Origin of the sequence: Novosphingobium kunmingense (assembly GCF_002813245.1) — a bacterium.
GTDB lineage: Bacteria > Pseudomonadota > Alphaproteobacteria > Sphingomonadales > Sphingomonadaceae > Novosphingobium > Novosphingobium kunmingense.
In genome coordinates this window covers 250,001-270,530 of sequence record NZ_PHUF01000004.1, presented here as the reverse complement: position 1 = coordinate 270,530, position 20,530 = coordinate 250,001, and the positions used below count along the sequence as shown (strand labels likewise).

General features: G+C 66.9%; 25 protein-coding genes (1 of these 25 only partly in view). 10 read left to right on the top strand and 15 right to left on the bottom strand.

Features of this window, described 5'->3' with window-relative positions; genetic code table 11:
* Positions 1 to 3: 3 nt before the first annotated feature.
* From B0I00_RS10725 to B0I00_RS10700, 6 genes are read right to left on the bottom strand one after another with little or no spacing between them, the layout of a single operon-like run.
* On the bottom strand, positions 4 to 621 hold the full coding sequence (locus B0I00_RS10725; RefSeq protein WP_100867389.1) for a riboflavin synthase: 618 nt from the start codon (positions 619 to 621) through the stop codon (positions 4 to 6).
* Positions 621 to 1,589 carry a bifunctional diaminohydroxyphosphoribosylaminopyrimidine deaminase/5-amino-6-(5-phosphoribosylamino)uracil reductase RibD gene (gene ribD / locus B0I00_RS10720; RefSeq protein WP_232730201.1) on the bottom strand — a complete coding sequence of 323 codons (969 nt, stop codon included), beginning with the start codon at positions 1,587 to 1,589 and terminating at the stop codon, positions 621 to 623. Before ribD ends, B0I00_RS10725 begins: the two co-directional genes overlap by 1 nt.
* Positions 1,579 to 2,031, bottom strand: a complete 453-nt coding sequence (locus tag B0I00_RS10715; protein WP_100867388.1) for a hypothetical protein — start codon at positions 2,029 to 2,031, stop codon at positions 1,579 to 1,581. The genes ribD and B0I00_RS10715 overlap by 11 nt, the downstream gene beginning before the upstream one ends.
* Positions 2,032 to 2,085: 54 nt before the next feature.
* Positions 2,086 to 2,811 carry a M48 family metallopeptidase gene (locus B0I00_RS10710; protein ID WP_100867387.1) on the bottom strand — a complete coding sequence of 242 codons (726 nt, stop codon included), beginning with the start codon at positions 2,809 to 2,811 and terminating at the stop codon, positions 2,086 to 2,088.
* Positions 2,804 to 3,274 (bottom strand): YcgN family cysteine cluster protein, encoded by a 471-nt coding sequence (locus B0I00_RS10705; protein WP_100867756.1) that lies wholly within the window; start codon positions 3,272 to 3,274, stop codon positions 2,804 to 2,806. Before B0I00_RS10705 ends, B0I00_RS10710 begins: the two co-directional genes overlap by 8 nt.
* Complete coding sequence (locus tag B0I00_RS10700; protein WP_232730200.1) at positions 3,262 to 3,864, bottom strand: SCO family protein; 603 nt, start codon at positions 3,862 to 3,864, stop codon at positions 3,262 to 3,264. Before B0I00_RS10700 ends, B0I00_RS10705 begins: the two co-directional genes overlap by 13 nt.
* Positions 3,865 to 3,972: 108 nt before the next feature.
* Between B0I00_RS10700 and B0I00_RS10695 the strand changes: the two genes are divergently transcribed.
* From B0I00_RS10695 to ssb, 5 genes are all read left to right on the top strand, one after another.
* Entirely contained in the window at positions 3,973 to 4,590 is a 618-nt protein-coding gene (locus tag B0I00_RS10695) for an ankyrin repeat domain-containing protein (protein WP_232730199.1), read from the top strand.
* A gap of 38 nt (positions 4,591 to 4,628) precedes the next feature.
* Positions 4,629 to 5,255, top strand: a complete 627-nt coding sequence (locus tag B0I00_RS10690; RefSeq protein WP_100867754.1) for a COQ9 family protein — start codon at positions 4,629 to 4,631, stop codon at positions 5,253 to 5,255.
* Positions 5,256 to 5,323: 68 nt separating this feature from the next.
* Positions 5,324 to 5,563: a FeoA family protein gene (locus B0I00_RS10685; RefSeq protein ID WP_100867753.1), complete on the top strand. Its 240-nt coding sequence runs from the start codon at positions 5,324 to 5,326 to the stop codon at positions 5,561 to 5,563.
* A complete protein-coding gene (gene feoB, locus B0I00_RS10680; protein ID WP_100867385.1) occupies positions 5,563 to 7,404 on the top strand; it encodes a ferrous iron transporter B in 1,842 nt (613 codons plus the stop codon). The genes B0I00_RS10685 and feoB overlap by 1 nt, the downstream gene beginning before the upstream one ends.
* Positions 7,405 to 7,422: 18 nt before the next feature.
* Complete coding sequence (ssb, locus tag B0I00_RS10675; RefSeq protein WP_100867384.1) at positions 7,423 to 7,962, top strand: single-stranded DNA-binding protein; 540 nt, start codon at positions 7,423 to 7,425, stop codon at positions 7,960 to 7,962.
* A 4-nt stretch (positions 7,963 to 7,966) separates the two neighbouring features.
* On the opposite strand, the gene B0I00_RS10670 is transcribed toward ssb, so the two are convergent.
* Positions 7,967 to 8,473 (bottom strand): YceD family protein, encoded by a 507-nt coding sequence (locus tag B0I00_RS10670; RefSeq protein ID WP_100867383.1) that lies wholly within the window; start codon positions 8,471 to 8,473, stop codon positions 7,967 to 7,969.
* A complete protein-coding gene (locus tag B0I00_RS10665; protein WP_100867382.1) occupies positions 8,470 to 8,988 on the bottom strand; it encodes a ubiquinol-cytochrome C chaperone family protein in 519 nt (172 codons plus the stop codon). The genes B0I00_RS10670 and B0I00_RS10665 overlap by 4 nt, the downstream gene beginning before the upstream one ends.
* Positions 8,989 to 9,165: 177 nt before the next feature.
* Here B0I00_RS10665 and B0I00_RS10660 point away from each other — a divergent pair, with 177 nt between their 5' ends.
* From B0I00_RS10660 to hslU, 3 genes are read left to right on the top strand one after another with little or no spacing between them, the layout of a single operon-like run.
* The gene (locus B0I00_RS10660) at positions 9,166 to 9,642 is read left to right on the top strand and encodes an outer membrane protein assembly factor BamE (RefSeq protein WP_100867752.1); all 477 of its coding nucleotides are present in this window, start codon (positions 9,166 to 9,168) and stop codon (positions 9,640 to 9,642) included.
* A gap of 45 nt (positions 9,643 to 9,687) precedes the next feature.
* Positions 9,688 to 10,245: an ATP-dependent protease subunit HslV gene (gene hslV / locus B0I00_RS10655; RefSeq protein ID WP_100867381.1), complete on the top strand. Its 558-nt coding sequence runs from the start codon at positions 9,688 to 9,690 to the stop codon at positions 10,243 to 10,245.
* A 4-nt stretch (positions 10,246 to 10,249) separates the two neighbouring features.
* Positions 10,250 to 11,551 (top strand): ATP-dependent protease ATPase subunit HslU, encoded by a 1,302-nt coding sequence (gene hslU, locus B0I00_RS10650; protein WP_100867380.1) that lies wholly within the window; start codon positions 10,250 to 10,252, stop codon positions 11,549 to 11,551.
* A gap of 2 nt (positions 11,552 to 11,553) precedes the next feature.
* Here hslU and B0I00_RS10645 read toward each other — a convergent pair whose 3' ends face one another.
* Positions 11,554 to 12,354 (bottom strand): c-type cytochrome, encoded by an 801-nt coding sequence (locus B0I00_RS10645; RefSeq protein WP_100867379.1) that lies wholly within the window; start codon positions 12,352 to 12,354, stop codon positions 11,554 to 11,556.
* A 109-nt stretch (positions 12,355 to 12,463) separates the two neighbouring features.
* Here B0I00_RS10645 and B0I00_RS10640 point away from each other — a divergent pair, with 109 nt between their 5' ends.
* Together B0I00_RS10640 and B0I00_RS10635 are read left to right on the top strand one after the other, a co-directional pair.
* Entirely contained in the window at positions 12,464 to 12,907 is a 444-nt protein-coding gene (locus B0I00_RS10640) for a GFA family protein (protein WP_232730198.1), read from the top strand.
* Between the two features lie 32 nt (positions 12,908 to 12,939).
* A complete protein-coding gene (locus B0I00_RS10635) occupies positions 12,940 to 13,140 on the top strand; it encodes a DUF1737 domain-containing protein (RefSeq protein ID WP_100867377.1) in 201 nt (66 codons plus the stop codon).
* On the opposite strand, the gene B0I00_RS10630 is transcribed toward B0I00_RS10635, so the two are convergent.
* The 6 genes from B0I00_RS10630 to B0I00_RS10605 all read right to left on the bottom strand — a co-directional run.
* Positions 13,141 to 14,559 carry a peptide MFS transporter gene (locus tag B0I00_RS10630; protein ID WP_100867376.1) on the bottom strand — a complete coding sequence of 473 codons (1,419 nt, stop codon included), beginning with the start codon at positions 14,557 to 14,559 and terminating at the stop codon, positions 13,141 to 13,143.
* A gap of 71 nt (positions 14,560 to 14,630) precedes the next feature.
* Complete coding sequence (locus B0I00_RS10625) at positions 14,631 to 16,451, bottom strand: ABCB family ABC transporter ATP-binding protein/permease (protein ID WP_100867375.1); 1,821 nt, start codon at positions 16,449 to 16,451, stop codon at positions 14,631 to 14,633.
* 67 nt (positions 16,452 to 16,518) lie between these two features.
* Positions 16,519 to 17,433 carry a retroviral-like aspartic protease family protein gene (locus tag B0I00_RS10620; protein WP_100867374.1) on the bottom strand — a complete coding sequence of 305 codons (915 nt, stop codon included), beginning with the start codon at positions 17,431 to 17,433 and terminating at the stop codon, positions 16,519 to 16,521.
* 91 nt (positions 17,434 to 17,524) lie between these two features.
* Positions 17,525 to 18,502 carry a glycosyltransferase family 2 protein gene (locus B0I00_RS10615; protein ID WP_100867373.1) on the bottom strand — a complete coding sequence of 326 codons (978 nt, stop codon included), beginning with the start codon at positions 18,500 to 18,502 and terminating at the stop codon, positions 17,525 to 17,527.
* Positions 18,499 to 19,962 carry an oligosaccharide flippase family protein gene (locus B0I00_RS10610; RefSeq protein WP_157812538.1) on the bottom strand — a complete coding sequence of 488 codons (1,464 nt, stop codon included), beginning with the start codon at positions 19,960 to 19,962 and terminating at the stop codon, positions 18,499 to 18,501. Before B0I00_RS10610 ends, B0I00_RS10615 begins: the two co-directional genes overlap by 4 nt.
* Positions 19,959 to 20,530, bottom strand: the 3' portion of a protein-coding gene (locus B0I00_RS10605; RefSeq protein ID WP_100867371.1) for a glycosyltransferase family A protein. Its footprint extends 439 nt past the window's final position; the window shows 572 of its 1,011 coding nt (coding positions 440-1,011); its start codon lies beyond the right edge, outside the window; its stop codon occupies positions 19,959 to 19,961. The genes B0I00_RS10610 and B0I00_RS10605 overlap by 4 nt, the downstream gene beginning before the upstream one ends.

Genomic DNA, 20,530 nt, shown 5'->3' with positions numbered 1-20,530 from the left:
CACTCAACCCCTCAGGCTCTGCATCCGCTTGAGGTAGCGGGCCAGCACGTCGATCTCCAGATTGACGCTGTCTCCGCCTTTCAGTGTGCCCAGCGTAGTGACTTCGGCGGTGTGGGGAATGATGTTGAGCGTGAAGTGGCAGGTGCCGTCAGCTTGGTCGGCCACCTCGTTCACCGTCAGCGACACGCCGCTCACCGTGATCGACCCCTTGGCGGCGATATAGGGCGCCAGCTCGGCCGCGGCGGCGATGACGATCCGGGTCGAATCGCCCACGGCGCTGGCCGACACGACCTGGCCGATGCCGTCGACGTGGCCGGTCACGATGTGGCCGCCCAGTTCGTCGCCCAGCTTCATCGCCTGCTCGAGGTTGAGCCTCGCACCTTGCGCCCACATGCCCGGCATCGTCCTGCTGACCGTTTCGCCCGAAATGTCGACCGCGAACCACGCATCACCCGGCGTGCCGCCGCGTTCGACCACGGTCAGGCAGACGCCCGAACAGGCGATCGAGGCGCCGATGGCCATTTTCGCCGGGTCATAGGGGCAGGCGATGACGGCGCGCAGGTCGCCCTTCTGGCTCGCTTCGCGGATCGTGCCGACGGCGGTGACAATTCCTGTGAACATCAGGCCCGCTCGTAGACGGCCAGCATGTCCTTGCCAAGCGAGCGCGTGTCGCAAAGCCGCCATGCGCTCGATCCGGCGAGCGCCTCGGCGGTCAGTTCGGGCAGGGCCGGGCCGTCAGCGCCGACCGTCATCGGCGCGCGGTAGAGCAGCAGCCGGTCGACTAGGCCCGCCGCCAGAAACGCGCGCGCAGCCCCGGCGCCGCCTTCGACCATCAGGTATTGCGCATCGGGCATGGCGGCGATGGCCTGCGGCGCGGTCAGGTGCTGCCAGCCGTCCGGGACAGCCCCCTTGGTAAGTAGCCATCGCTCGGGGCTGCGATCCTCGAGCCCGGCAAGCCGCACATCGAGGCGCGGAGCATCGGCGTTGAAGGTGCCGCGCCCGACGACGATCGCGTCCATCCGCGCCCGCATCGCGTGAACATGCGCGCGCGCAATCGGCCCGGTCAGCCACTGGCCTTTGCCGGGACCCGGCGTCAGGTGGCCGTCTTCGGACAAGGCGAGCTTCAGCGTCACATGCGGGCGGCCTTCGCGGGCGCGGGTGAGATAGCCGGCCAGGCTGGCGCGGCAGGCCGGCGAATCGAACAGATCCACGGCAAGGCCCGCAGCACGCAGGCGCTCGATGCCCTGGCCGGCAGTGCGCGGATCCGGGTCCCCGCAGCCGACGACGACCCGGGCCACGCCGGCTTGCGCGACCAGGTCCGCGCAAGCCGGGCCGCGCGCGCTGCGATGGGCACAAGGTTCAAGCGTGACGTAGAGTGTTGCGCCCTCGGCGCGGCCGCCGAGCGCGCCAAGGGCAATGGCCTCGGCGTGGGGGCGTCCGCCCGGCTGGGTCCAGCCGCGCGCCAGGACACGGCCGTCCTGTACCAGGATCGCGCCGACCGAGGGGTTCGGACGGGACTGGGGAATGCCGCGGGCCGCCAAGGCCGCCGCGGCGTTCAGCCAGCGTTCGTCGTCAGGCTCACTTGGCAACCGGCGGCTTTCCGCTGCCTTCGATCAGCGCCTCGGCCTTGGCGCGGGCAGAGGATTCGGTCTTGGCCTTGTCGGCGTCGGCTTCGGCCTTGATCTTGTCGACGTCGACGCCGGTGGCGCGACCCAGCGACATCCAAAGATCCTGCCCGGTCTGCTCGTAGACACGAATCCGTTCGGCCTGCGCTTCTTTGCGGCGCTGGTTTTCGGCGATGAAGGCCTGCGTTTCCGCATCGGTGCGGTGTTCCGGCCACGAGGTGATATAGGTGATCTCGGGCTTGGGGCGGGCCTTCTTCCAGCTTTCGCCCTGCATGACCGAGAAGACCCCGACCGTGCAGGCCAGCGCCAGCGCGGCAAAGCGCCAGCGGTTCGATCCGGCCTGTTCGAACACGGTGCGGAAGTCCGCGATGGCGCCGACCGGGTTGACGTTGCGCAGGAAGTTCATGGCCCCCGATATAGGGAAAGCGCAATGAATGCGCCAGTAACGACGTGAATCCGTTCAGCCGAGCGGCAGGTAGAGGCTGCGCCCCTCGCGCTTGAGCCAGCGATCGGCGGCGCGCAGGTCGCCTTCGAACAGGCTGCCCAGCAGCGCGTGGAAGTCAGGGCTGTGGTCGAAATGGACGAGATGGGCAACCTCGTGCGCGACGACCGAGCGGCGGACCGGATCGGGCGCCATGACCAGCCGCCAGTTGATCCGGATCGTCCCGTCTCGGGCACAGCTGCCCCAGCGGCGCTGCGCGCTAGACAGCATCAGCGCCGGGACCCGCCTGCCCGCCTTCAGGCAATAATGATCGAGATCGGCCAGCAGCAGCGCCTTCGCCTCACCCTGCAGCCAGCGGGTCAGGCGGCCAGGCAGCGATTCGGCCGGCCCGCCGACCAGCAATTGCCCGTCGTCGATCACGATGCGCCGGGGACGGGCCGGATCATGGACGATCTCGAGCGCATCGCCGCGAAGGCGCAGCGTGCCGCCGCCGGCGGGGCACGCGGACTGCGGCAGGGCGTCGATCTGGGCGGTCAGCCACGAGGCCTTGTTGCGGGCAAAGGCCAGGGCTTCGGCGCTGCGACCCCATTGCGGCAGGGTAATGCGGATCTCGCTGCCATCGGGGGCCAGCCGCATCGTCATCCGCCGTGCCTGCGCGTTGCGGCGCAGGACGATCGGGACCAGGCGCCCCGCCAGCTCGATCGACAGCGGCTGGTCGCTCGGACGCAGCAACCAGTCAATCATCGTCGGCCAGCTCCACGCCCGGCGGCAGGATGATGTGCTGTTCGATCGGACCCGCCACCGTCTCGCTGATAGCGCGGCCGCGCACCGAAATGCCGGCCTGGTGCACCGCTTCGGGATCGCCGCAGACCAGGTAATGCCACGTCGGCAGCGGCCGGTCGTCGGCGCGCAGGACATAGGCGCAGGTTTCGGGAAGCCATTCGATCGAGCGGGCAAGCTGGGGGTTCAGCTTCAGGCAGTCTGGCACCTGGCGCTTGCGGTTGGGATAGTCGCTGCACCGCGCGGTCTGGATGTCGAGCAGCTTGCAGGCGACATTGGTCGGATAGATCACCCCGGTATCCTCATCCTCGGCCTTGTGCAGGCAGCAGTTGCCGCAGCCGTCGCACAGGGCTTCCCATTCCGGCCGGGTCAGACGGTCGATCGGCAAGGTCCAGAATTGGGGGCGCAGGTCGCTCACTTGACCGATATAGCAAGATCCGCGGCCACTGCATCGGCGCTCTTGTCGATCGGCAGGGTGGCGAGAGGGGCGCCTTGCGGGTCGAACAGGTAGGCTGCTCGGCTGTGGTCCATCAGATAGCCGCCGCCTGGCACCTCCTTGCCTTTGAGCGCCAGCGCCTTGAACGCCTTTACCGCGGCGTCGATCTCGGCCTGGGTGCCGGTCAGGCCGATCAGCCGCGGGGAAAAGGCGGCGGCGAACTCGCCCACCTTCTCGGGCGTGTCGCGCGCGGGGTCGACGGTGATGAAGATCGGCTGGACCTTCGCGGCGCGACCGGGGTGACTCTTGGCAAAGGCGTTGAACCCCTTCATCAACACGCCGACGTCCATCGGGCAGGCGTCCGGACACCAGGTGTAGCCGAAATAGACTATGCGGTACTTGCCGGCGAAATCGGACCAGCGCACCGTCTTGCCGTCCTTGTCCGTCAGCGTGAAGGCGCCGCCGATCGGCGCGCCCTTGATGTCGACGCCCTGCAGATCAGCCTCGGTCGGACCGGCTGGAGTGCAGGCGGCGACCAGCAAAACGACGGGAAATAGTGCGGCGGTCCAGGTCTTGGTCATGGCGCGGCGGTTCATGCTCTGCTAAATCGCGTTGCGCAAGAAGCCGTTGCGGCGCATTGGCCGTTCGCATCCTTCGATTGCCACGACGAATTGAGGAACCTGCCCCCCGTGTTGCACCGCTTGGTCCGCTTTGCCGCTCTTCCGGTCCTGTCTGCCGGGCTCTTCCTGGCCGCTCCTGCCGCTGCGCAGATGTCGGATAGCTACAAATTTCTAGACGCGGTCAAGAAGAAGGAGGGCAACGAGGTGACCGACGCGCTCGAAAAGGGCAGTCCGAACCTCGTCAACACACGCGATGTGACCACCGGCGAAACGGCGCTGCACTTGGTCACCCAGCGTCGTGACCTGACCTGGATGCAGTATCTGATCGGCAAGGGCGCCAACGTGAATGTCCGCGATGCGCGCGGGCAGACTCCGCTGGTCGTGGCAAGCAACTTCAGCTTCGTCGAGGGGGTCGAATTGCTGGTCGCGCGCGGGGCGCGGGTCGACGAATCGAACAACGCGGGCGAAACCCCGCTGATCACGGCGGTCCATAACCGCAACCTTGCGCTTGTGCGCGTTCTGCTAAAGGCCAATGCCAGTCCGACTCGGGCCGACAATTCGGGGCGCAGCGCCCTCGATTACGCCGCAATCGACGGCAAGAACGGCACGATCCACGCCGAGCTCGAGGCGGCAAGCAAGGTCAAGGCGGCAACCGGCGCCAAGCCGGCCTACGGGCCCAATTTCTGAACCGCGCCGTGGCCGAAGACTTTGCCTCGCTCGATGCCATGCGCCGCGCACTGGCGCCCGCGCTGGCCGAAGCGGCGGTGTGGGACGGCTGGACCGAGGCGGCGGCGCGCAGCGCTGCCGAGGCGAAGGGCATCGATCCCGATGCCGCAGCCTTCGCCTTCAAGGGCGGAGCGATGACGATGATCGCGGCCTGGGTCCACGCCATCGATGATGCCATGGCGGCAGCCCTGCCATCCGAGCAACTGGCCGCGATGAAGATCCGCGAGCGGATCCGCGCCCTGATCCAGTTTCGCCTCGATGCCGCCACGCCGCACAAGGAGGCGCTGCGCCGGGCCCTGGCGATCATGGCCATGCCGCAGAATGCGGCCAAGGCGCTGAAACTGGGCTGGAGCAGCGCCGATGCCATGTGGCGGCTCGCCGGTGATACCGCGACCGACTACAACCACTACACCAAGCGCCTGACCCTGGGTTCGATCTATGCCGCGACGCTCGCGGTATTTGCCGAGGACCAAAGCGAGGGCCACGCCGACACCCGCGCCTTTCTCGACCGGCGGATCGACGGCGTGATGCGTTTCGAGAAAGCCAAGGCCCAGTTGCTGCGCCCGCGCGACGAAACCTTCAGCGTCACGCGTCTGCTTGGCAGATTGCGCTATCCTTCGCGCTAGCGTGGCCCGCTGCATTTCTATTGCGAACGACTTGCAATAGCTGGCCGCCTATGGCAGCGCGCCTTCCCATGACCCTTGATCTTCTCCCGATCGGTCAACGCGCGCGGATTGTCGCCGTCGACTGGGACAGCCTCGTGGCGGAAGAGGCGCAGCGCCTGCAGGCGCTGGGCATCGATGTCGGCGCCAGGGTGGCGATCGCGCACCGCGGGATATTTGCGGGCCACGATCCTATCGCGCTGATGATCGGGCGCATGAACGTGGCGCTGCGCCGCGCCCACGCCCGCGCCATGACGGTCGAGCCGGTCTGATGGAAGGGCGCCGCATTGCCGCACTGGTAGGCAATCCCAACGCGGGGAAGAGCGCGCTGTTCAACGCGCTGACCGGCGCGCGCCAGAAGATCGCCAACTATCCCGGCGTCACCGTGGAACGGAAGGCCGGCCGCCTGATCCTGCCCAGCGGCGCGCCGATCGAACTGACCGACCTTCCGGGATCCTACGGGCTTGCCGCGACCAGCCCGGACGAGGAAGTGACCCGCAAGGTCATCCTCGGCGAATTCCCCGGCGAACCCGCCCCAAGCGTGCTGGTCGTGGTGCTCGACGCCTCGAACCTCGAACAGCATCTGGTCTTCGCGCAGGAAGTCATTGCCCTCGGCCGGCCGGCCGTGGTCGCGCTCAACATGGTCGATCTTGCCGAGCGCGACGGCCTGGTCATCTCGGCCGACGCCCTGCAGGAAGCGCTGGGCGTCCCGGTCATTGAAACGGTTGCCGTGCGCCGCCGGGGCCTGGCCGAACTGACCGCCGCCATCGGGGAAGCGCAGGAGCGCCAGCACGGCGCGCCGCATCCGCCGGTGCCGCTGGTCGAGCGTCGCGTCACGGCCCACGCCATCGCCGAAGCCGCGATCGTTTCCGAAAGCCGCCGCCACCGCCTTCACGCACGGCTCGACCGGCTGTTCCTCCACCCCTGGCTCGGCCCGCTGATCCTGTTCGCGCTGCTGTTCGTGGTGTTCCAGGCGGTCTTCACCTGGGCCACGCCCTTTGCCGACGGGCTGGAAGGAGCGATCGGCTGGCTGATCGACCTGACCAAGGCCGCCCTGCCCGAAAGCCTGCTGCGCGATCTGCTTACCGACGGGATCCTGTCGGGTGTTGGTTCGGTGGTGGTGTTCCTGCCGCAGATCGTCATCCTGTTCTTCTTCATCCTGGCCATGGAAGCGTCGGGCTACATGGCCCGCGCGGCCTTCCTGATGGACCGGCTGATGGCGGGGGTGGGCCTGTCCGGACGCAGTTTCATTCCGCTCCTGTCGAGCTTTGCCTGCGCCATTCCCGGCATCATGGCGACGCGCAGCATCACCGATCCCAAGGACCGGCTGACCACGATCCTGATCGCGCCGCTGATGACCTGTTCGGCGCGGCTGCCGGTCTATGCCGTGATCATCGCCGCCTTCATCCCCAATGTGGCGATCTGGGGTCCGGTCGGCCTGCAGGGCCTGGTACTGCTGGGGCTTTACGTCTTCGGCATCATCGCCGCGATGGCCGTGGCGCTGGTGCTGCGCCACTCCGTTACCAAGGGCGCGGCAAGTGGGTTCATCATGGAACTGCCCAAGTACCAGATGCCGCGGCTGCAGGACCTTCTGATCGGGCTGTGGCAGAGGGCGTGGATCTTCCTGCGCCGTGCCGGGACGATCATCTTCATGGTCACGGTCGCGCTGTGGCTCCTGCTCAACTTCCCGCGCGCCGGCGAAGGGCAGAGCCAGGTCGACGCATCCATCGCGGGCAGGATCGCCAACGGCCTTGCTGTGGTGGTCGAACCGATCGGCTTCAACCGCGATATCGCATTGTCGCTGATCCCGGCCATGGCGGCGCGCGAAGTGGCGGTCTCCTCGCTCGCCACGTCCTATGCCGTGGCAGAGACCGACGAAAACGCGCAGGCCCAGCAACTGGGCGACCGCTTGAAGGCCGACTGGACCCTGCCGACCGCGCTCGCCTTCCTTGCCTGGTTCGTCTTCGCGCCTCAGTGCATGAGCACGATCGCAGTTACTCGGCGCGAAACGAATGGGTGGAAATGGCCCGGCTTCATGTTGCTCTACCTGTTTGCCCTGGCCTACATCTTCGCGGGAATCACGTACTGGAGCGCCGTCGCTCTGGGATTGTAGAGCGAAGCGAGGAAGTACATGGCAGGCAGCGTCAACAAGGTCATCCTGATCGGCAATCTCGGTCAGGATCCGGAAGTGAAAAGCTTCCAGAACGGCGGGCGCATCGCCAACCTGCGCATCGCGACGTCCGAAAACTGGAAAGACAAGAACACCGGCGAGCGCAAGGAGCGGACCGAATGGCACACCGTCGTGCTCAACTCCGACGGGCTGGTAGGCGTGGCTGAACGCTATCTGCGTAAAGGCAGCAAGGTCTACATCGAAGGCCAGCTGCGCACCCGCAAGTGGCAGGATGCGCAGGGCAACGACCGCTATTCGACCGAAGTCTCGGTCGGCGGCGTGGGCGGAGTACTGACCATGCTCGACGGCGCACCGGGTGGCGGGGGAGCCGGGAGCAGTGGTGGCGGCCAGCGCGGCGGTGGCGGTGGCGGTGACTGGGGCGCCGGCGGCGGTTCGGGCGGCGGCAGCTATGGCGGCGGCCAGAAGTCGGGCGGTTCGTCGTTCGGCGGCGGTGCCGGCGGCGGCTTTGCCGACGATCTCGACGACGACATTCCGTTCTGATCGGCTACTTCTTCAACAGACCCTTGAGTGCGGCAAAGGGGCCGTCCTCGCCTTCGCTGGCGATGCCGGCCCTGGTCCGTGCCTCGTCGGCCTGCGGGCCGGTCAGATAGGGATCGATCGCCAGGCCCAGGCTTTGCGCGATGGCTTCGCCAAGGTCGAACTGTTCGCCGTCCATCTCGATATCATCGAGGTCGCTTTCCTCGAGCTCGATTTCGCTATCGGGTGCTACGTCGGTCTGTGCGGGCACAAAGCGCAGCTCGATGGGCTCGTCGATCGACACCGGCAGGTCCTCGCCCGATACGGCGCAGGACTGGACGATCTGAGCCTTGACCCGGCCATTCGCCCGGACGGTGGGGCCATCGACCGTCAGCGTGACGATCGCCTCCAGAGAGTTGACCGCGACGAGATCGAACCGGCGGGCGAGGGCGTCACGCTCCGCATCGCCGGCAACGATGTGCTGCGGCGCGGCCGGGACGGTGCGGCGGCCGTAGAGGCGCGAAAGCTCGCTCATCGGGCGATCCGTCCGGCCAGGAGATCGTCGTCGCCGGTGACGGCAAGGTCGGCCGCCAGGCGGCGCAGGCCGGCGGCAATGTGCGCCGGATCGCTCGCATCGGCCAAGGTTACGTTGCGGCTTACCGCGGCGACCAGGGCTTCGTCGCCGTGCTGGGCCAGCGCTTCGCGGAAGGCGGCGATACGCCCGCCCAGCGCCTGCATGAGCTTGCCCATGCGCTTGCCGACCATCAGGTCGCCGACGCCCGACTGGCGCATCTGGCCGTCCATGTCTTCGACGAACAGTTCGGTCAGGCGCGCAGAGGGAGCCTTCAGTGCTTCGTTCCCGTCCATCCGCAGCATGATCAGCGCGGTGACCATGGCCACCGCATCGAAGCGGCCAGGCACCGTGTCGGCAACGCCGCCGATCGCATACCAGTGCGGCTCGCGCGCGATGCCGATCGCGGTATGCCACAGCGGGCGCAGCGCGTCCTTCGGATCGGGCTGGGTGCCTAGCAGGCGGCCAAGAAACGACATCGCAGCAAAGCCTTTCGATCATTCAGCGGGGATTAAACCCCGCGACCCCAGGTGGGCAGCGCGGCCCGGGATTGCCAGCCACGGCAAGGTTGCCTAAGGCTCGCGGGCGATAGAATAGACGATCCCGGGCGGCAATGTCCAAGTGACGGCGGCCGGCGTACTGGAGCGATGGGTTTGATGCAGCACAGCTTTCGTATTCTGCTGGGCGCCGCGATGGTGCTGGCGCTAGGCGCCTGCGCGTCGATCAAGGACCGCCGCGGTTATATCGCCGATCCGACTCTCGTCGATTCGATCCAGCCGGGGATCGACAACCTGCAGTCCGTGGAACGCACCCTCGGCCGACCGACCTTCGTCAGCGAATTCGGTCGCAAGGACTGGTACTACGTCTCGATCAACACCCAGCAGCGCGCCTTCGGCCGTCCGCAGGCCAAGGACCAGCAGGTGCTGCGCGTGACCTTCGATCCGGCCGGCAACGTGACCGGCATGGAACGGACCGGCGTCGAAAAGGTCGTCCGTCTCAGCCCCGATGGCGACAAGACCCCCACCCTGGGGCGCGAACGCACGTTCCTCGAAGACCTGTTCGGCAACATCGGCACGGTCGGCAGCGGCATGGGCGGCCGGGGCGGCACCGGCGACAACACCGGCGGCAACTGATCACCATGCATTGAAGCCCGCCGGATCGGTCATATATCCGGCGGCATGAACCACCACAACGAAGCCCACGGCCTGGTGCCGTGGCACGGCACCACCATCATCGGCGTGAAAAAGGACGGCAAGACCGTCATCGCCGGCGATGGCCAGGTGTCGATGGGCAACACCGTGATGAAGCCCAACGCCCGCAAGGTGCGCCGGCTGGGTGACGGAAGCGTCATCGCCGGTTTCGCCGGCGCGACGGCCGATGCCTTCACCCTTTTCGAGCGTCTCGAAAAGAAGCTGGAACAGCACCGCGGGCAATTGATGCGCGCCGCGGTCGAACTGGCCAAGGACTGGCGCACCGACAAGTACCTGCGCAACCTCGAGGCGCTGATGATCGTGGCCGACAAGGATGTGCTGCTGATCCTCACCGGCAACGGCGATGTGCTCGAGCCCGAACATGGCATCGCCGCGATCGGATCGGGCGGCAACTACGCCCTGTCCGCCGCCAAGGCGCTGGTCGATTACGAGCAGGACGCCGAAGTTATCGCCCGACGCGCCATGCAAGTGGCCGCCGAGGTCTGCGTTTTCACCAATGACCGCGTGACGGTCGAGGTTATCTGACCCCATGAGCGACAATCTTACCCCCAAGGCGATCGTCCGCGCGCTCGACGAACACATCATCGGCCAGACCGATGCGAAGAAGGCCGTCGCCGTGGCGCTGCGCAACCGCTGGCGCCGCCAGCGGCTCGGCGCCGACCTGCGCGACGAGGTGACGCCCAAGAACATCCTGATGATCGGGCCGACCGGCTGCGGCAAGACCGAGATCAGCCGCCGCCTGGCCAGGCTGGCCGAGGCGCCGTTCGTCAAGGTCGAGGCGACCAAGTTCACCGAGGTCGGCTATGTCGGCCGTGACGTCGAGCAGATCGCGCGTGACCTGGCCGAGGAAGCCATACGGTTGGAAAAGGACCGCCGACGCGAGGCGGTGCGCGAAGCGGCCGAAAAGGCCGCGATGGATCGTCTGCTCAAGGCCCTTGTTGGGGACGGGGCGAGCGAGGCGACTCGCGAAAGCTTCCGCCAGCGAATCCTCGAAAAGGCAATGGACGAGACCGAGGTCGAGATCGAGGTCGAAGACGCACCGTCGGGCGGGTTCGAGATCCCCGGGATGCCGGGCGGCGTCGGCATGATCAACATCAGCGACATGATGAACAAGGCGATGGGCAAGCAGAACCTGAAGCGCCGCAAGCTGAAGGTGCCCGACGCCTGGGCAAAGCTGGTCGATGAGGAAGCCGACCGGCGCATGGACCAGGACGACGTCAACCGCGTCGCGCTGATGAACGCAGAGCACAACGGCATCGTCTTCATCGACGAGATCGACAAGATCGCGGTTTCGGACGTGCGCGGCGGCTCGGTCAGCCGCGAAGGCGTGCAGCGCGATCTGCTGCCGCTGATCGAGGGTACGACCGTTGCGACCAAGTACGGCCCGATGAAGACCGATCACGTACTGTTCATTGCCAGCGGTGCGTTCCACGTCGCCAAGCCCAGCGACATGCTGCCCGAACTGCAGGGCCGCTTGCCGATCCGGGTAGAGCTGGCTGCCTTGAGCGAGGACGATTTCGTCCGCATCCTGTCCGAAACCCGCGCCAACCTGGTCCAGCAGTACAAGGCGCTGCTCGGCACCGAGAAGGTGGAACTGGACTTCACAGCCGAAGCGGTTCGGGCGGTCGCCCGTATTGCCGCGCAGGTCAACGAATCGGTCGAGAACATCGGCGCCCGCCGGCTCCAGACCGTGATGGAGAAACTGCTCGAGGAATTGAGCTTCGAGGCCGAGGACCGCGCCGGCGAGACGATCGTGATCGACGAGGCCTACGTCACCGCTCGCCTTGCTGGGCTGGCCCGCGACACCGACCTGTCGAAATACATTCTCTGATCTCAGGGCTGCTCGGCCAGCACTGAGAGATAGGCGTGGATCGCGGCGCGTTCGCGCTGTGTGAGATGCTTGTAGCGGCCGCGAGCGACCTCGCTCATCAAGGTAAGCTCGCGCCCGCCGGCGGCCTTGCCGGTCGTCAGCAGCGTCTCGAAGTCGGCGGCGGAATAGCTGGCTGCGAGGGGGCGGATGTCCGGGGTGGTCCGGCCGTCGATCGGGCTTGTCTTCCCGCGCAGGTCGATCCCGTGGCATTCGGCGCAGGTCGCCCGGGTGATGTGGCGCGCAAGGTCATGGCCCGCGGCAGGCGGCGCGAGCAGGCTGCCTTTCTCGCGCACTTCCGCCGCCGACGACTTGTAGAGCCCCTGCGCCATCTTCGTCTTCAGTTCGGGGCCATGGGACGGGTCGGGATGGACCGAGCCGGTCACCGGCCGGCTGCTGACGAATCGGGTCACCGCGGCGACTTCGTCCGGCTGCAGCTGGGTGAAAAGGTAAGATGGCATGTCCCACAGCTCGCGCCCGCCCGGTCGCTGCCCCTCGACCACGGTCCTCGCGAAATCCCTGGCGCCCAGCGTGCTTGCCGACCGGGTCAGGTTCGCGGTCCACAGGGTTCCCAGCTTGTCGCTCCAATCACGGCCCGCGAGGTCGGCGCCGTGACAGCCCAGGCAGCCGAGTACGCGGGCGAGGCGCTCGCCATGCGCGGTTTCGTCGGCGGACGCGCGCTCGAAGGCCGGCGGCGGCGGGGCCGGATCCGGGTTGGAGCAGGACATCAGGACAAGGGCGAGGCTGGCGCGCAGGTAGGTTGGCATGGCACTCCAATTCCGCGACCTGTTCCGGCAGCTTACCACAGGGATGGGCGATTTCCAGCGTGGCCAAGGTTGCTGGACGAGCAGTCGACGGCCCGCATAAGTTCCTGTAATGTTCCCGCGCGACTCGAGCAGGAGAGACCAGATGGACCATGTCGGCGGGTGCCAGTGCGGCGCCGTGCGCTATCGCGTGAGCGGCGAGCCGCAGCACAACGCGCTGTGCCATTGCAAGGATTGCCGCAAGAGTTCCGGCGCGCCGATGATCGGCTGGGCGGCCTTTGCCGAGGGCGACTTCGCGGTCACCCAGGGCGAGGTCACGACCTTCAATTCGTCCGGCGCATCGATGCGCAGCTTTTGTCCGGCCTGCGGCACCGGCCTGTTCTTCCGCAATGCCGAGATGCTGCCGGGGATCGTCGATATCCAGACCGCCACTCTCGACGATCCCGAGGCCCTGCCGCCGCAGGCGCAGATCCAGGTGGCCGAACGGCTGGACTGGATGACGACCGCGCACGAGCTGCCGGCGTTCAAGCGCTATCCCGGAATGCCGGAGGACTAGCCGCCGTGCACCGCCCGCTCTAGCATGGACCGATGCACCAGACCCCCGACGACCGCCCGATCTACCGCCTGCTGACCGGCAAGGACGACCGCGCCTTTTGCGAACGCGTGTCCGAGGCGCTGGACCAGGGCTGGCGGCTCTATGGCTCGCCCGCCCTGGCCTGGGACACCGAAAACAGCTGCATGAAGGCGGCACAGGCCGTCGTCTGGCACGAAGCCGACGTGCTGAAATAGTCAGTTGTCGGCGATCACGGCCGTCTCCTCCTTGGGCGGCAGAGGCATCTCGTCCTCGGCGTTCTGCCGTCTCAGGACCGAGCGGTAGAATCCGCGCGCCAGCAGGATGAACAGCGCCGCCGCGAGGCAGATCGCGGCGTTTATCAGCCAGAAGCGCGTCGGGGTCATCGTTTCGTAAAGGCTGCCCATCCGACCGCTGATCAAACTGGCCGCTGAAATCGACAGAGCGTTGATCCCGATCAGCGTGCCGCGCCACTGCTCGGGCGCACGGGTGGCGAACAGCGCGAGAAGGACGGGCGCGACGAAGACGGCGCCGAAGTTCGACAGGACATGGAACAGCACCGGCAGCCACAGCGGCGCGCGGCCATCGCCGAACAGCGGACCGGTTGCGAGCAGCGCGACGCTGAGCGCGAAGAGGATCATCCCCTGGCCGATCTTGGTGAACTCGTCCGGTTCGGTGCCGCGCGCGGACTGGCGCGCCCACAGCCACAGGGCAACGGGCGTGAACACGGCAGGAGCGAGGCCGTCGAGCGATTGCATCCACGGCACCGGAACCGCGAAGCTGCCCACTGTCATGTCGACATGGTCGCGCAGCCACAGGTTGTAGACGTTCCAGATCTGAGCCTGCGCGATCCAGAACGCCACGCCGACCGGCCAGATCAGGAACAGGCCCAGCACGCGGCGCCTTTCGTCGGGCGAGAGCGGGCGCCTCGCCTGCCTCGCCCCGGTCCGGTCGCGCAGCTTTTCGGGCGGCAGGTCGCGCGCGCCGCTCAGGTAGACGATCAACCCGATCAGCATGCCGAAACCCGCGACGCCGAACCCGGCGTGCCAGCCCCATACTGCCGCCACGGCGCCACTGACGATGGGCGCGATGAAGGCGCCGAAGTTGACCGCGAAGTAATAGTACTGGAACGCGTTCACCTCGCGCGGGTCATCGTCGGGGTAAAGCGCCTTGATCTGCGCCGAAAGGTTGCCGCGCAGCAGGCCCGCGCCGCTCATCAGCAGGACCAGCGCGATCAGGAACGTCTTGTCGAAGGCCAGGGCAAAGTGCCCTGCCGTCATCAGCGCCGCGCCAAGCCCCACCGACAGCCGCCGCCCGAGAAACCGGTCGCCCAGCCAGCCGCCCAGCAGGGGAAGGCCGGTAACGAAGGCGAGATAGAGCCCGAAGGTCTGCGTGGCCAGCGCCGTATCGGTCAGCGGGCCGAACAGCGAGTCGAGCATTCCGCGGTAGGAGGCGAAGCCCAGGATCCCCTGAACCCGCGCCTTGTCGATCAGGAGATCGCCGGTCATGTAGAGGACCAGCATGGCCTGCATGCCGTGGAACGAGATCCGGTCCCACAGTTCGGTCCCGGCCAGCACCCACAGGCCGCGCGGCTGGCCGAAAGCTTCGCGATTGGGACGTGCGGCGGATTGGGTCATGGCGGCTCCCGGTTCGGATCGAAGCGCGATGCTGCCCGAATTTCGTGCGCGCGCAAGATTTTAAGGGATGCCTACTCTGCCGCGACCCCGGCGTCCTCCACCGCATCGGCCTGACGCTGCCACATGTCGGCGTAAAGCCCGCCGATGCGCAGCAGCTGGGCGTGGGTGCCCTGTTCGGCGAGGCGACCTTCGTTGAGGACAAGGATCGTGTCGGCATCGGCGATGGTCGAAAGCCGGTGCGCGATGGTCAAGGAAGTGCGCCCTTCAGCGACGGCGTGCAGCGTGGCGAGGATGTCCTGCTCGGTCCGGCTGTCCAGGGCGCTGGTCGCCTCGTCCAGCAACAGGATCGGCGGGTTCTTGACGAGTGTGCGGGCGATGGCGACACGCTGCTTTTCCCCGCCCGACAGCTTGAGCCCGCGTTCGCCGACTTCGGTATCGAAGCCGTCAGGGAGGCGGTCGATCAGGTGGCTCAGCGCCGCGCCGCGGGCCGCGGCCTCGACCTCGTCCATGGTCGCGCCGCCGCGGCCATAGGCGATGTTGTAGCCGATGGTGTCGTTGAACAGCACCGAATCCTGCGGCACGATGCCGATGGCCTGGCGCAGCGAGGCCTGGGTCACGCCGCGAATGTCCTGCCCGTCGATCAGGATGCGGCCGCCTTGCGGATCGTAGAAACGAAACACCAGCCGCGCGATCGTGCTCTTGCCAGCACCCGATGGGCCGACCAGCGCGACCTGGTGACCGGCGGGAACCTCGAACGACAGGCCTTTGAGTATCGTGCGCTCGGGCTCGTAGCCGAAGACGACGTTGTCGAAGGTCAGCGTGGGGCGCTTGACGATCAGCGCAGGCGCGCCGGGCGCATCGGCAACCTCGACCGGCGTGTCGATCAGGTCGAACATCTGCGCCATGTCGATCAGCCCCTGACGGATCGTGCGGTAGACCATGCCCAGCATGTCGAGCGGGCGGAACAACTGGGTGAGATAGGTCTGGACGAAGACCAGGTCGCCCACCGTGTGCCGGCCCTTCGACCATTCCCATACGGTCCACGCCATGGCCCCGGCCATCAGCGCGTTCGTGATAAGCGCCTGCGCGATGTTGAGCAGGCCAAGGCTGTTCTCGCTCTTCACGGCAGCATTGGCGAAGGCCTGCGCCGCTTCCTCGTAGCGCTTCGCCTCGCGTGCCTCGGCGCTGAAGTATTTCACTGTCTCGTAGTTGAGCAGCGAATCGACAGATCGCGCGAGCGCCTGTCCGTCGAGCCGGTTCATCTTTTCACGCAGGGCATTGCGCCAGTCGGTGATCCAGCGGGTCACTGCGACATAGGCGGCGACCGCGACCGCCGTGGCGGCGACCAGGCCCCAGCCGAAGGTGACGTAGAAGATCACCGCGACCGCAACCAGCTCGATCACGGTAGGGGCAACGTTGAACAGCATGAAATAGAGCATCACGTCGATGCTCTTGGTGCCGCGGTCGATGGTCTTGGTCACCTCGCCGGTTCGGCGGGCCAGGTGGAAGCGCAGCGACAGCGCGTGGAGCCGGTTGAAGGTATCCACCGCCAGTTGCCGCGTCGCTTCCTGGCCGACCCGTTCGAACACGATGTTGCGCAGGTTGTCGAAGACCACGGCGGAGAACCGGCCGAGCACGAAGGCCAGCACCAGCGCGAAGGCGATCTGGAAGCCCGTGCCGCCGGGCACGCCCATGGCATCGACCGCCTTTTTGTAGGCATAGGGCAGGGCAAGGGTGATCGCCTTGCTGACCAGCACCAGCAGAACCGCCACCACGATCTTGCGCTTCAGCGCCGGCCGGTCGCCCGGCCAAAGATAGGGAATGAAGCGGCGCAGCGTTGCCCAGCTTTCGACGCTGGCGGCGGGCCGGGTTTGCGAATCGATTGGCGGCATGGCCCGCTATGTAGGAACAATGCGGCGGAACAAAAGCGCCAGCCGCAAGTCCGCCAGGCCGGTCGGGTCAGAACGAAGCGAAGACCGGAATGCCCCCACTCGGCACGTCGAACAGGATCCGCCGTGTCTTGAAGTCGATCGCGATGCGCCGGAAGACCTGCAATTCGCGCATGCCAAGCAGGATCGCCGGCCGTTCGGCCAGGCCCAGCGCTTCGAAAGCGGGGGTATCGGCAAAGGCGATGACCGCGTTGTTGATCGTGACGTTGCCGATCACCAGTTCGCGCCCGATGCCAAGATCGGCCGGGATCGCCTGGCCGGTGACGCTGTGCAGCATGGTCTGCTCAAGGCCTTTGCGCTTGCGCATCGCGGCCTGCAGCGCGCGGTTGCCGATCGACGATTGAGCGCCGGTGTCGATGACCACATCGGTCAGGATGCCGTTGATCCGGGCATTGGTGACGATCAATTGCCCCGACTTGCGCCGCGCGGTGATCACGATTTCATAGCCGCCGTTGCCCCCCAGCGCCTTGGCATCCCCCACTGCCATCAGCTTCTTTTCGAAATCGATCAGCACGCGCTGGTCCTGCAGGCTGTCGATGCCGAGAATCCCGTCAGCGCCGATATGCGCGGTGGCGAGCAGCGGCGCATAGAGCCCATAGTAGGAACGCCGCCCGATATCGATCTGCTCGACCGATACGGCATCGACGACCTCGCGCCCGGCGATGCCGATCAGCGTCGCCTTCGACCGCCCGGCAAGGCCCAGCTTGTCGGCCAGCCCGATGCTGAGCACGGTGTTCTGCGATCCGGTATCGACCAGGAAATTGAACGGGCCCTGTTCGTGGACCCGCACCGGCACGGTCATCCGGCCATCGGCGTCCTTGTCCAACCCGACGATGTCGACGTCGGAGGTTTGTTGCGTGCCGGTCTGCCCGGTGATGACCGGAATGGCGGCAGCCAGCGAAGCCAGAAGCGTAAACAGCGGCATGGCGGTTATCCTCTCCGCCGTGCATAATACCACCAGTGACACCGTCTGACCATGTCGCTGGTCGATCCGGCGCAGCCGCTCCCCGGGGCGCTCAGAGGAATCCGGTACTGACTGCCAGGGCGCGGGCAAGGCTGCGCGGATCCCGCACCAGATGGCGCCAGCGGCCGCCGGTCTCCCGCGCCGGACCTTCGCCCAGCGCGCGCCAGTAATCGCCAATGCCTTGAACAGAATGCCAATAGCGCATGTCGCCGATCTTGCGCGCGATCCCGGTCTCGAGCCGCTCGCGGTTGGCGGGGCTCAGGTCTACCGCGAAGTCGCCGCGGCGCAGGTGCAACAGGGCCTTCAGCGCCTGGCTGCTGTTGCGGGCGTTGTGCTCCGCCCCGGTCTGATTGTCGCCCTGGCGGTGGATGTCGGCAACATCGTCGAACAGGACCAGGAACGGGCCCTGACCGGTGAGCTTGAGCCAGAACAGCCAGTCTTCACCGTGGCGGTATTCGGGCATCAGGCCGACCGCTTCGGCGGCGCGGCGGGTGAAGAGGGCAGCGCAGGTCGGGATGATACTGGTCGTCAGCAGCACCGATTGGGGATCGCGCAACCGGCGCCAGTCCGGATCGGGCGGGGCTAGCGTCTCGGTATCCCGGTCCATGTCGAGGTGCGGCGACATCATCGGCACGGGCGCGTCGAGCCCTGGGCCGTGCTGCAAGGCGTCGGCGAAGGCCACGGCGACCTTGCGGCCCTCCTGGAAGGGTTGGCGCAATGTCTCCAGCGCATGGGGCCGGTAGGCGTCGTCCGAATCGAGAAAGGCCAGCAGATCGCCGCGTGCGTGGCGCATGGCGACGTTGCGCGCGGCGCCGGCCCCGCCGTTGGTCTCGGCTTCAAGAAAGGTCACGGGCAGGCCGTTGGCCCTCGACCAAAGGGCGACGACATCGCCGGTATCGTCGCCCGATGCATCGTCGATGACGATGATTTCGTCGGGCGGCAGGGTCTGCGCAGCGACACTGTCGAGTGCGCGGCCGATGAGGTGCGGACGCTTGTAAGTGGCGATGATGACCGAGATCGCCGGGTTCATCGGCTTTCCCTCACGGATTCAGGTGGCCGGGCAAGGCTACCGATCGCGCGCCGTACCTCTTCGCGGATCGGGTGGCCGGTCAGTTCGGCCGCGCCGAGCCAGGTCACCACGCCGCACCCGCACAGGCCAAGCAGCGCGAACAGGCCCATCGTTTCGGGCGGAAGATAGAAGCGGTAGGCCAGCATCAGCGGCGCTATCGCCGCCGCAGCGCAGAGCAGGCTGCGCATATAGATGGCGAAGAGGGTCGAGAGGGAAAAGCCTATCAGCCGATGGACGAACTGTCCGAACACCAGCACGCTGACCACGGTGAAGGCGACATAGGCAAGGCCCGCTCCGCCGATTCCCCAGCGGGAACCGACGGCAAACAGGGCCACCATGATCGCGGTGACCAGCGCGCTGCGCAGGACGACGCCGCGCAACTGGCCGAGAAGGATCGGGATCTGCACCGGAAGGGGCAGGGCAACGAGAATCATCTGCGCGGCCGCCAGCAAGGCCAGGATCGGTGCGACCTCGATCCAGCGCGGACCATAAAGCGCTGCGACCAGCGGGTGCGAGGCGGCGGCAAGGCCGGCCATCGCGGGAAAGACCACTCCGGTATAGCCCGCGACGATCCGGAGATAGGCATCGCCGAGCGGCCGACCTTCGTCGCGCAGCCTAGCCAGCGCGGGATAGAACACGCTGTTGACGGCCCCGGTAATCAGATACACGACCTGCACCGCAAGCCCCGTCGCGCGCGAGAACAGGCCGACGGCGTAGGGCCCGGCATTGGCGCCGACCAGAAGATCGGGAGCGCGAGCCGCGACCGCATCGAACAGCAACAACAAGGTCGATCCGCTGCCAAAGCGGAATACAGCGCCCGATTCGGCGAGACGGAGCGGCCAGGGCAGCAGCCAGCCCGCACGGAGCTGGGCAATCATGGCGCGCAGGCCTTGCTGGGCAAAGGCGCCCCAGGCCAGCGCCATGGCGCCGTGGCCCCTGGCGGCGAGGACAAGCGACACCCCGGCGTTCGCCGCCGCCGCGCCGGCTTCGATCAGGAAATCCGACTTGAAGTCCATTCGCCGGTGCAGGACCGCGATCGGCACCGTGGCAAAGGGCACGAACAGATAGGACGCGCCGACCACAAGGATCAACGGCAGCAACCGCGCATCGCCATAGAGCTGGCTGATCGGCCAGGCGGCGATCAGGATCACGGCCGCAATGGCCCAGCCCACCAGCAGCGAAACGGTCTGCGCGGCCCGCAGTTTGGCATCGCCCAGTTCGGTCTCGCCAACGATATACCGGTTGAGACCGAACTCCTGCATGACCGCGACCAGCGTCGTGGCGGCAAAGGCGATCGAGAACAGGCCGACATCTGCCGGACCCAGATAGAACCGTGCGATGACTATGCTGGTCGCAAAGGCGATCGTGAAGGACACGATCTTGCCAAGGCTGGCCCAGGCGACAGCCCGCCGCGTGGTCATCGGCCAGCTCCTGCCGGCGAACGATTGCTGGCGATCGAATGGATGTGCCGCTTGCGCCGCCAGGCCAGCATCGGCCGCGCGAGCCATGGTGCAAGCCGCCACAAGGCGAAGCTGAGCGACCAGACCGGCCCCTTGAAGCGGTGACGCACTGCAAGCAGGCGTGGCAGGCCCGCCGCATCGCCCGCAAGCGTACGCGCGATCGCCTCCTCAACCTGCTCGGCGCGCTGCTCTGCCGCAAGTCCGCGTGCCGCCAGTGCTGCCTCGGGCGTATCGGGCTTCGTTGCGATGATCTTTCGCATCAGGCGCATGCGGCCGCGGATCAGGGCAAGGCTGTCGATCGAAGCGGAGTTGCCGCGCACCCGGTAATCACCAAGCACTTCATTGACAAAGCGGAAGCGTCCGCCGCCGAGCAGAAGCCGGACCCAGAAGTCGAGATCCTCGGAATGGGTCATCGCTTCGTCGAAGCCGCCGATCCGCTCCCACCCGGTGCGGCGGAACATCGATCCTATATAGATCTTGGAGCGCCCGCCGATCACGTCGCAGGCGCCGCCCTCCTCGGGCGATCCGA

What these genes read in the sequence shown, in the direction of transcription:
- B0I00_RS10715 (WP_100867388.1), bottom strand. Translation starts at nt 2,031, where the DNA reads ATGAACTTCCTGCGCAACGTCAACCCGGTCGGCGCCATCGCGGACTTC.
- B0I00_RS10685 (WP_100867753.1), top strand. Translation starts at nt 5,324, where the DNA reads ATGACCCTTGATCTTCTCCCGATCGGTCAACGCGCGCGGATTGTCGCC.
- B0I00_RS10625 (WP_100867375.1), bottom strand. Translation starts at nt 16,451, where the DNA reads ATGCCGCCAATCGATTCGCAAACCCGGCCCGCCGCCAGCGTCGAAAGC.
- B0I00_RS10630 (WP_100867376.1), bottom strand. Translation starts at nt 14,559, where the DNA reads ATGACCCAATCCGCCGCACGTCCCAATCGCGAAGCTTTCGGCCAGCCG.
- B0I00_RS10635 (WP_100867377.1), top strand. Translation starts at nt 12,940, where the DNA reads ATGCACCAGACCCCCGACGACCGCCCGATCTACCGCCTGCTGACCGGC.
- B0I00_RS10670 (WP_100867383.1), bottom strand. Translation starts at nt 8,473, where the DNA reads ATGAGCGAGCTTTCGCGCCTCTACGGCCGCCGCACCGTCCCGGCCGCG.
- B0I00_RS10615 (WP_100867373.1), bottom strand. Translation starts at nt 18,502, where the DNA reads ATGAACCCGGCGATCTCGGTCATCATCGCCACTTACAAGCGTCCGCAC.
- B0I00_RS10700 (WP_232730200.1), bottom strand. Translation starts at nt 3,864, where the DNA reads ATGACCAAGACCTGGACCGCCGCACTATTTCCCGTCGTTTTGCTGGTC.
- B0I00_RS10620 (WP_100867374.1), bottom strand. Translation starts at nt 17,433, where the DNA reads ATGCCGCTGTTTACGCTTCTGGCTTCGCTGGCTGCCGCCATTCCGGTC.
- B0I00_RS10610 (WP_157812538.1), bottom strand. Translation starts at nt 19,962, where the DNA reads ATGACCACGCGGCGGGCTGTCGCCTGGGCCAGCCTTGGCAAGATCGTG.
- B0I00_RS10640 (WP_232730198.1), top strand. Translation starts at nt 12,464, where the DNA reads ATGTTCCCGCGCGACTCGAGCAGGAGAGACCAGATGGACCATGTCGGC.
- ssb (WP_100867384.1), top strand. Translation starts at nt 7,423, where the DNA reads ATGGCAGGCAGCGTCAACAAGGTCATCCTGATCGGCAATCTCGGTCAG.
- B0I00_RS10665 (WP_100867382.1), bottom strand. Translation starts at nt 8,988, where the DNA reads ATGTCGTTTCTTGGCCGCCTGCTAGGCACCCAGCCCGATCCGAAGGAC.
- B0I00_RS10690 (WP_100867754.1), top strand. Translation starts at nt 4,629, where the DNA reads ATGCGCCGCGCACTGGCGCCCGCGCTGGCCGAAGCGGCGGTGTGGGAC.
- B0I00_RS10660 (WP_100867752.1), top strand. Translation starts at nt 9,166, where the DNA reads ATGCAGCACAGCTTTCGTATTCTGCTGGGCGCCGCGATGGTGCTGGCG.
- B0I00_RS10710 (WP_100867387.1), bottom strand. Translation starts at nt 2,811, where the DNA reads ATGATTGACTGGTTGCTGCGTCCGAGCGACCAGCCGCTGTCGATCGAG.
- B0I00_RS10725 (WP_100867389.1), bottom strand. Translation starts at nt 621, where the DNA reads ATGTTCACAGGAATTGTCACCGCCGTCGGCACGATCCGCGAAGCGAGC.
- hslV (WP_100867381.1), top strand. Translation starts at nt 9,688, where the DNA reads ATGAACCACCACAACGAAGCCCACGGCCTGGTGCCGTGGCACGGCACC.
- hslU (WP_100867380.1), top strand. Translation starts at nt 10,250, where the DNA reads ATGAGCGACAATCTTACCCCCAAGGCGATCGTCCGCGCGCTCGACGAA.
- feoB (WP_100867385.1), top strand. Translation starts at nt 5,563, where the DNA reads ATGGAAGGGCGCCGCATTGCCGCACTGGTAGGCAATCCCAACGCGGGG.
- B0I00_RS10645 (WP_100867379.1), bottom strand. Translation starts at nt 12,354, where the DNA reads ATGCCAACCTACCTGCGCGCCAGCCTCGCCCTTGTCCTGATGTCCTGC.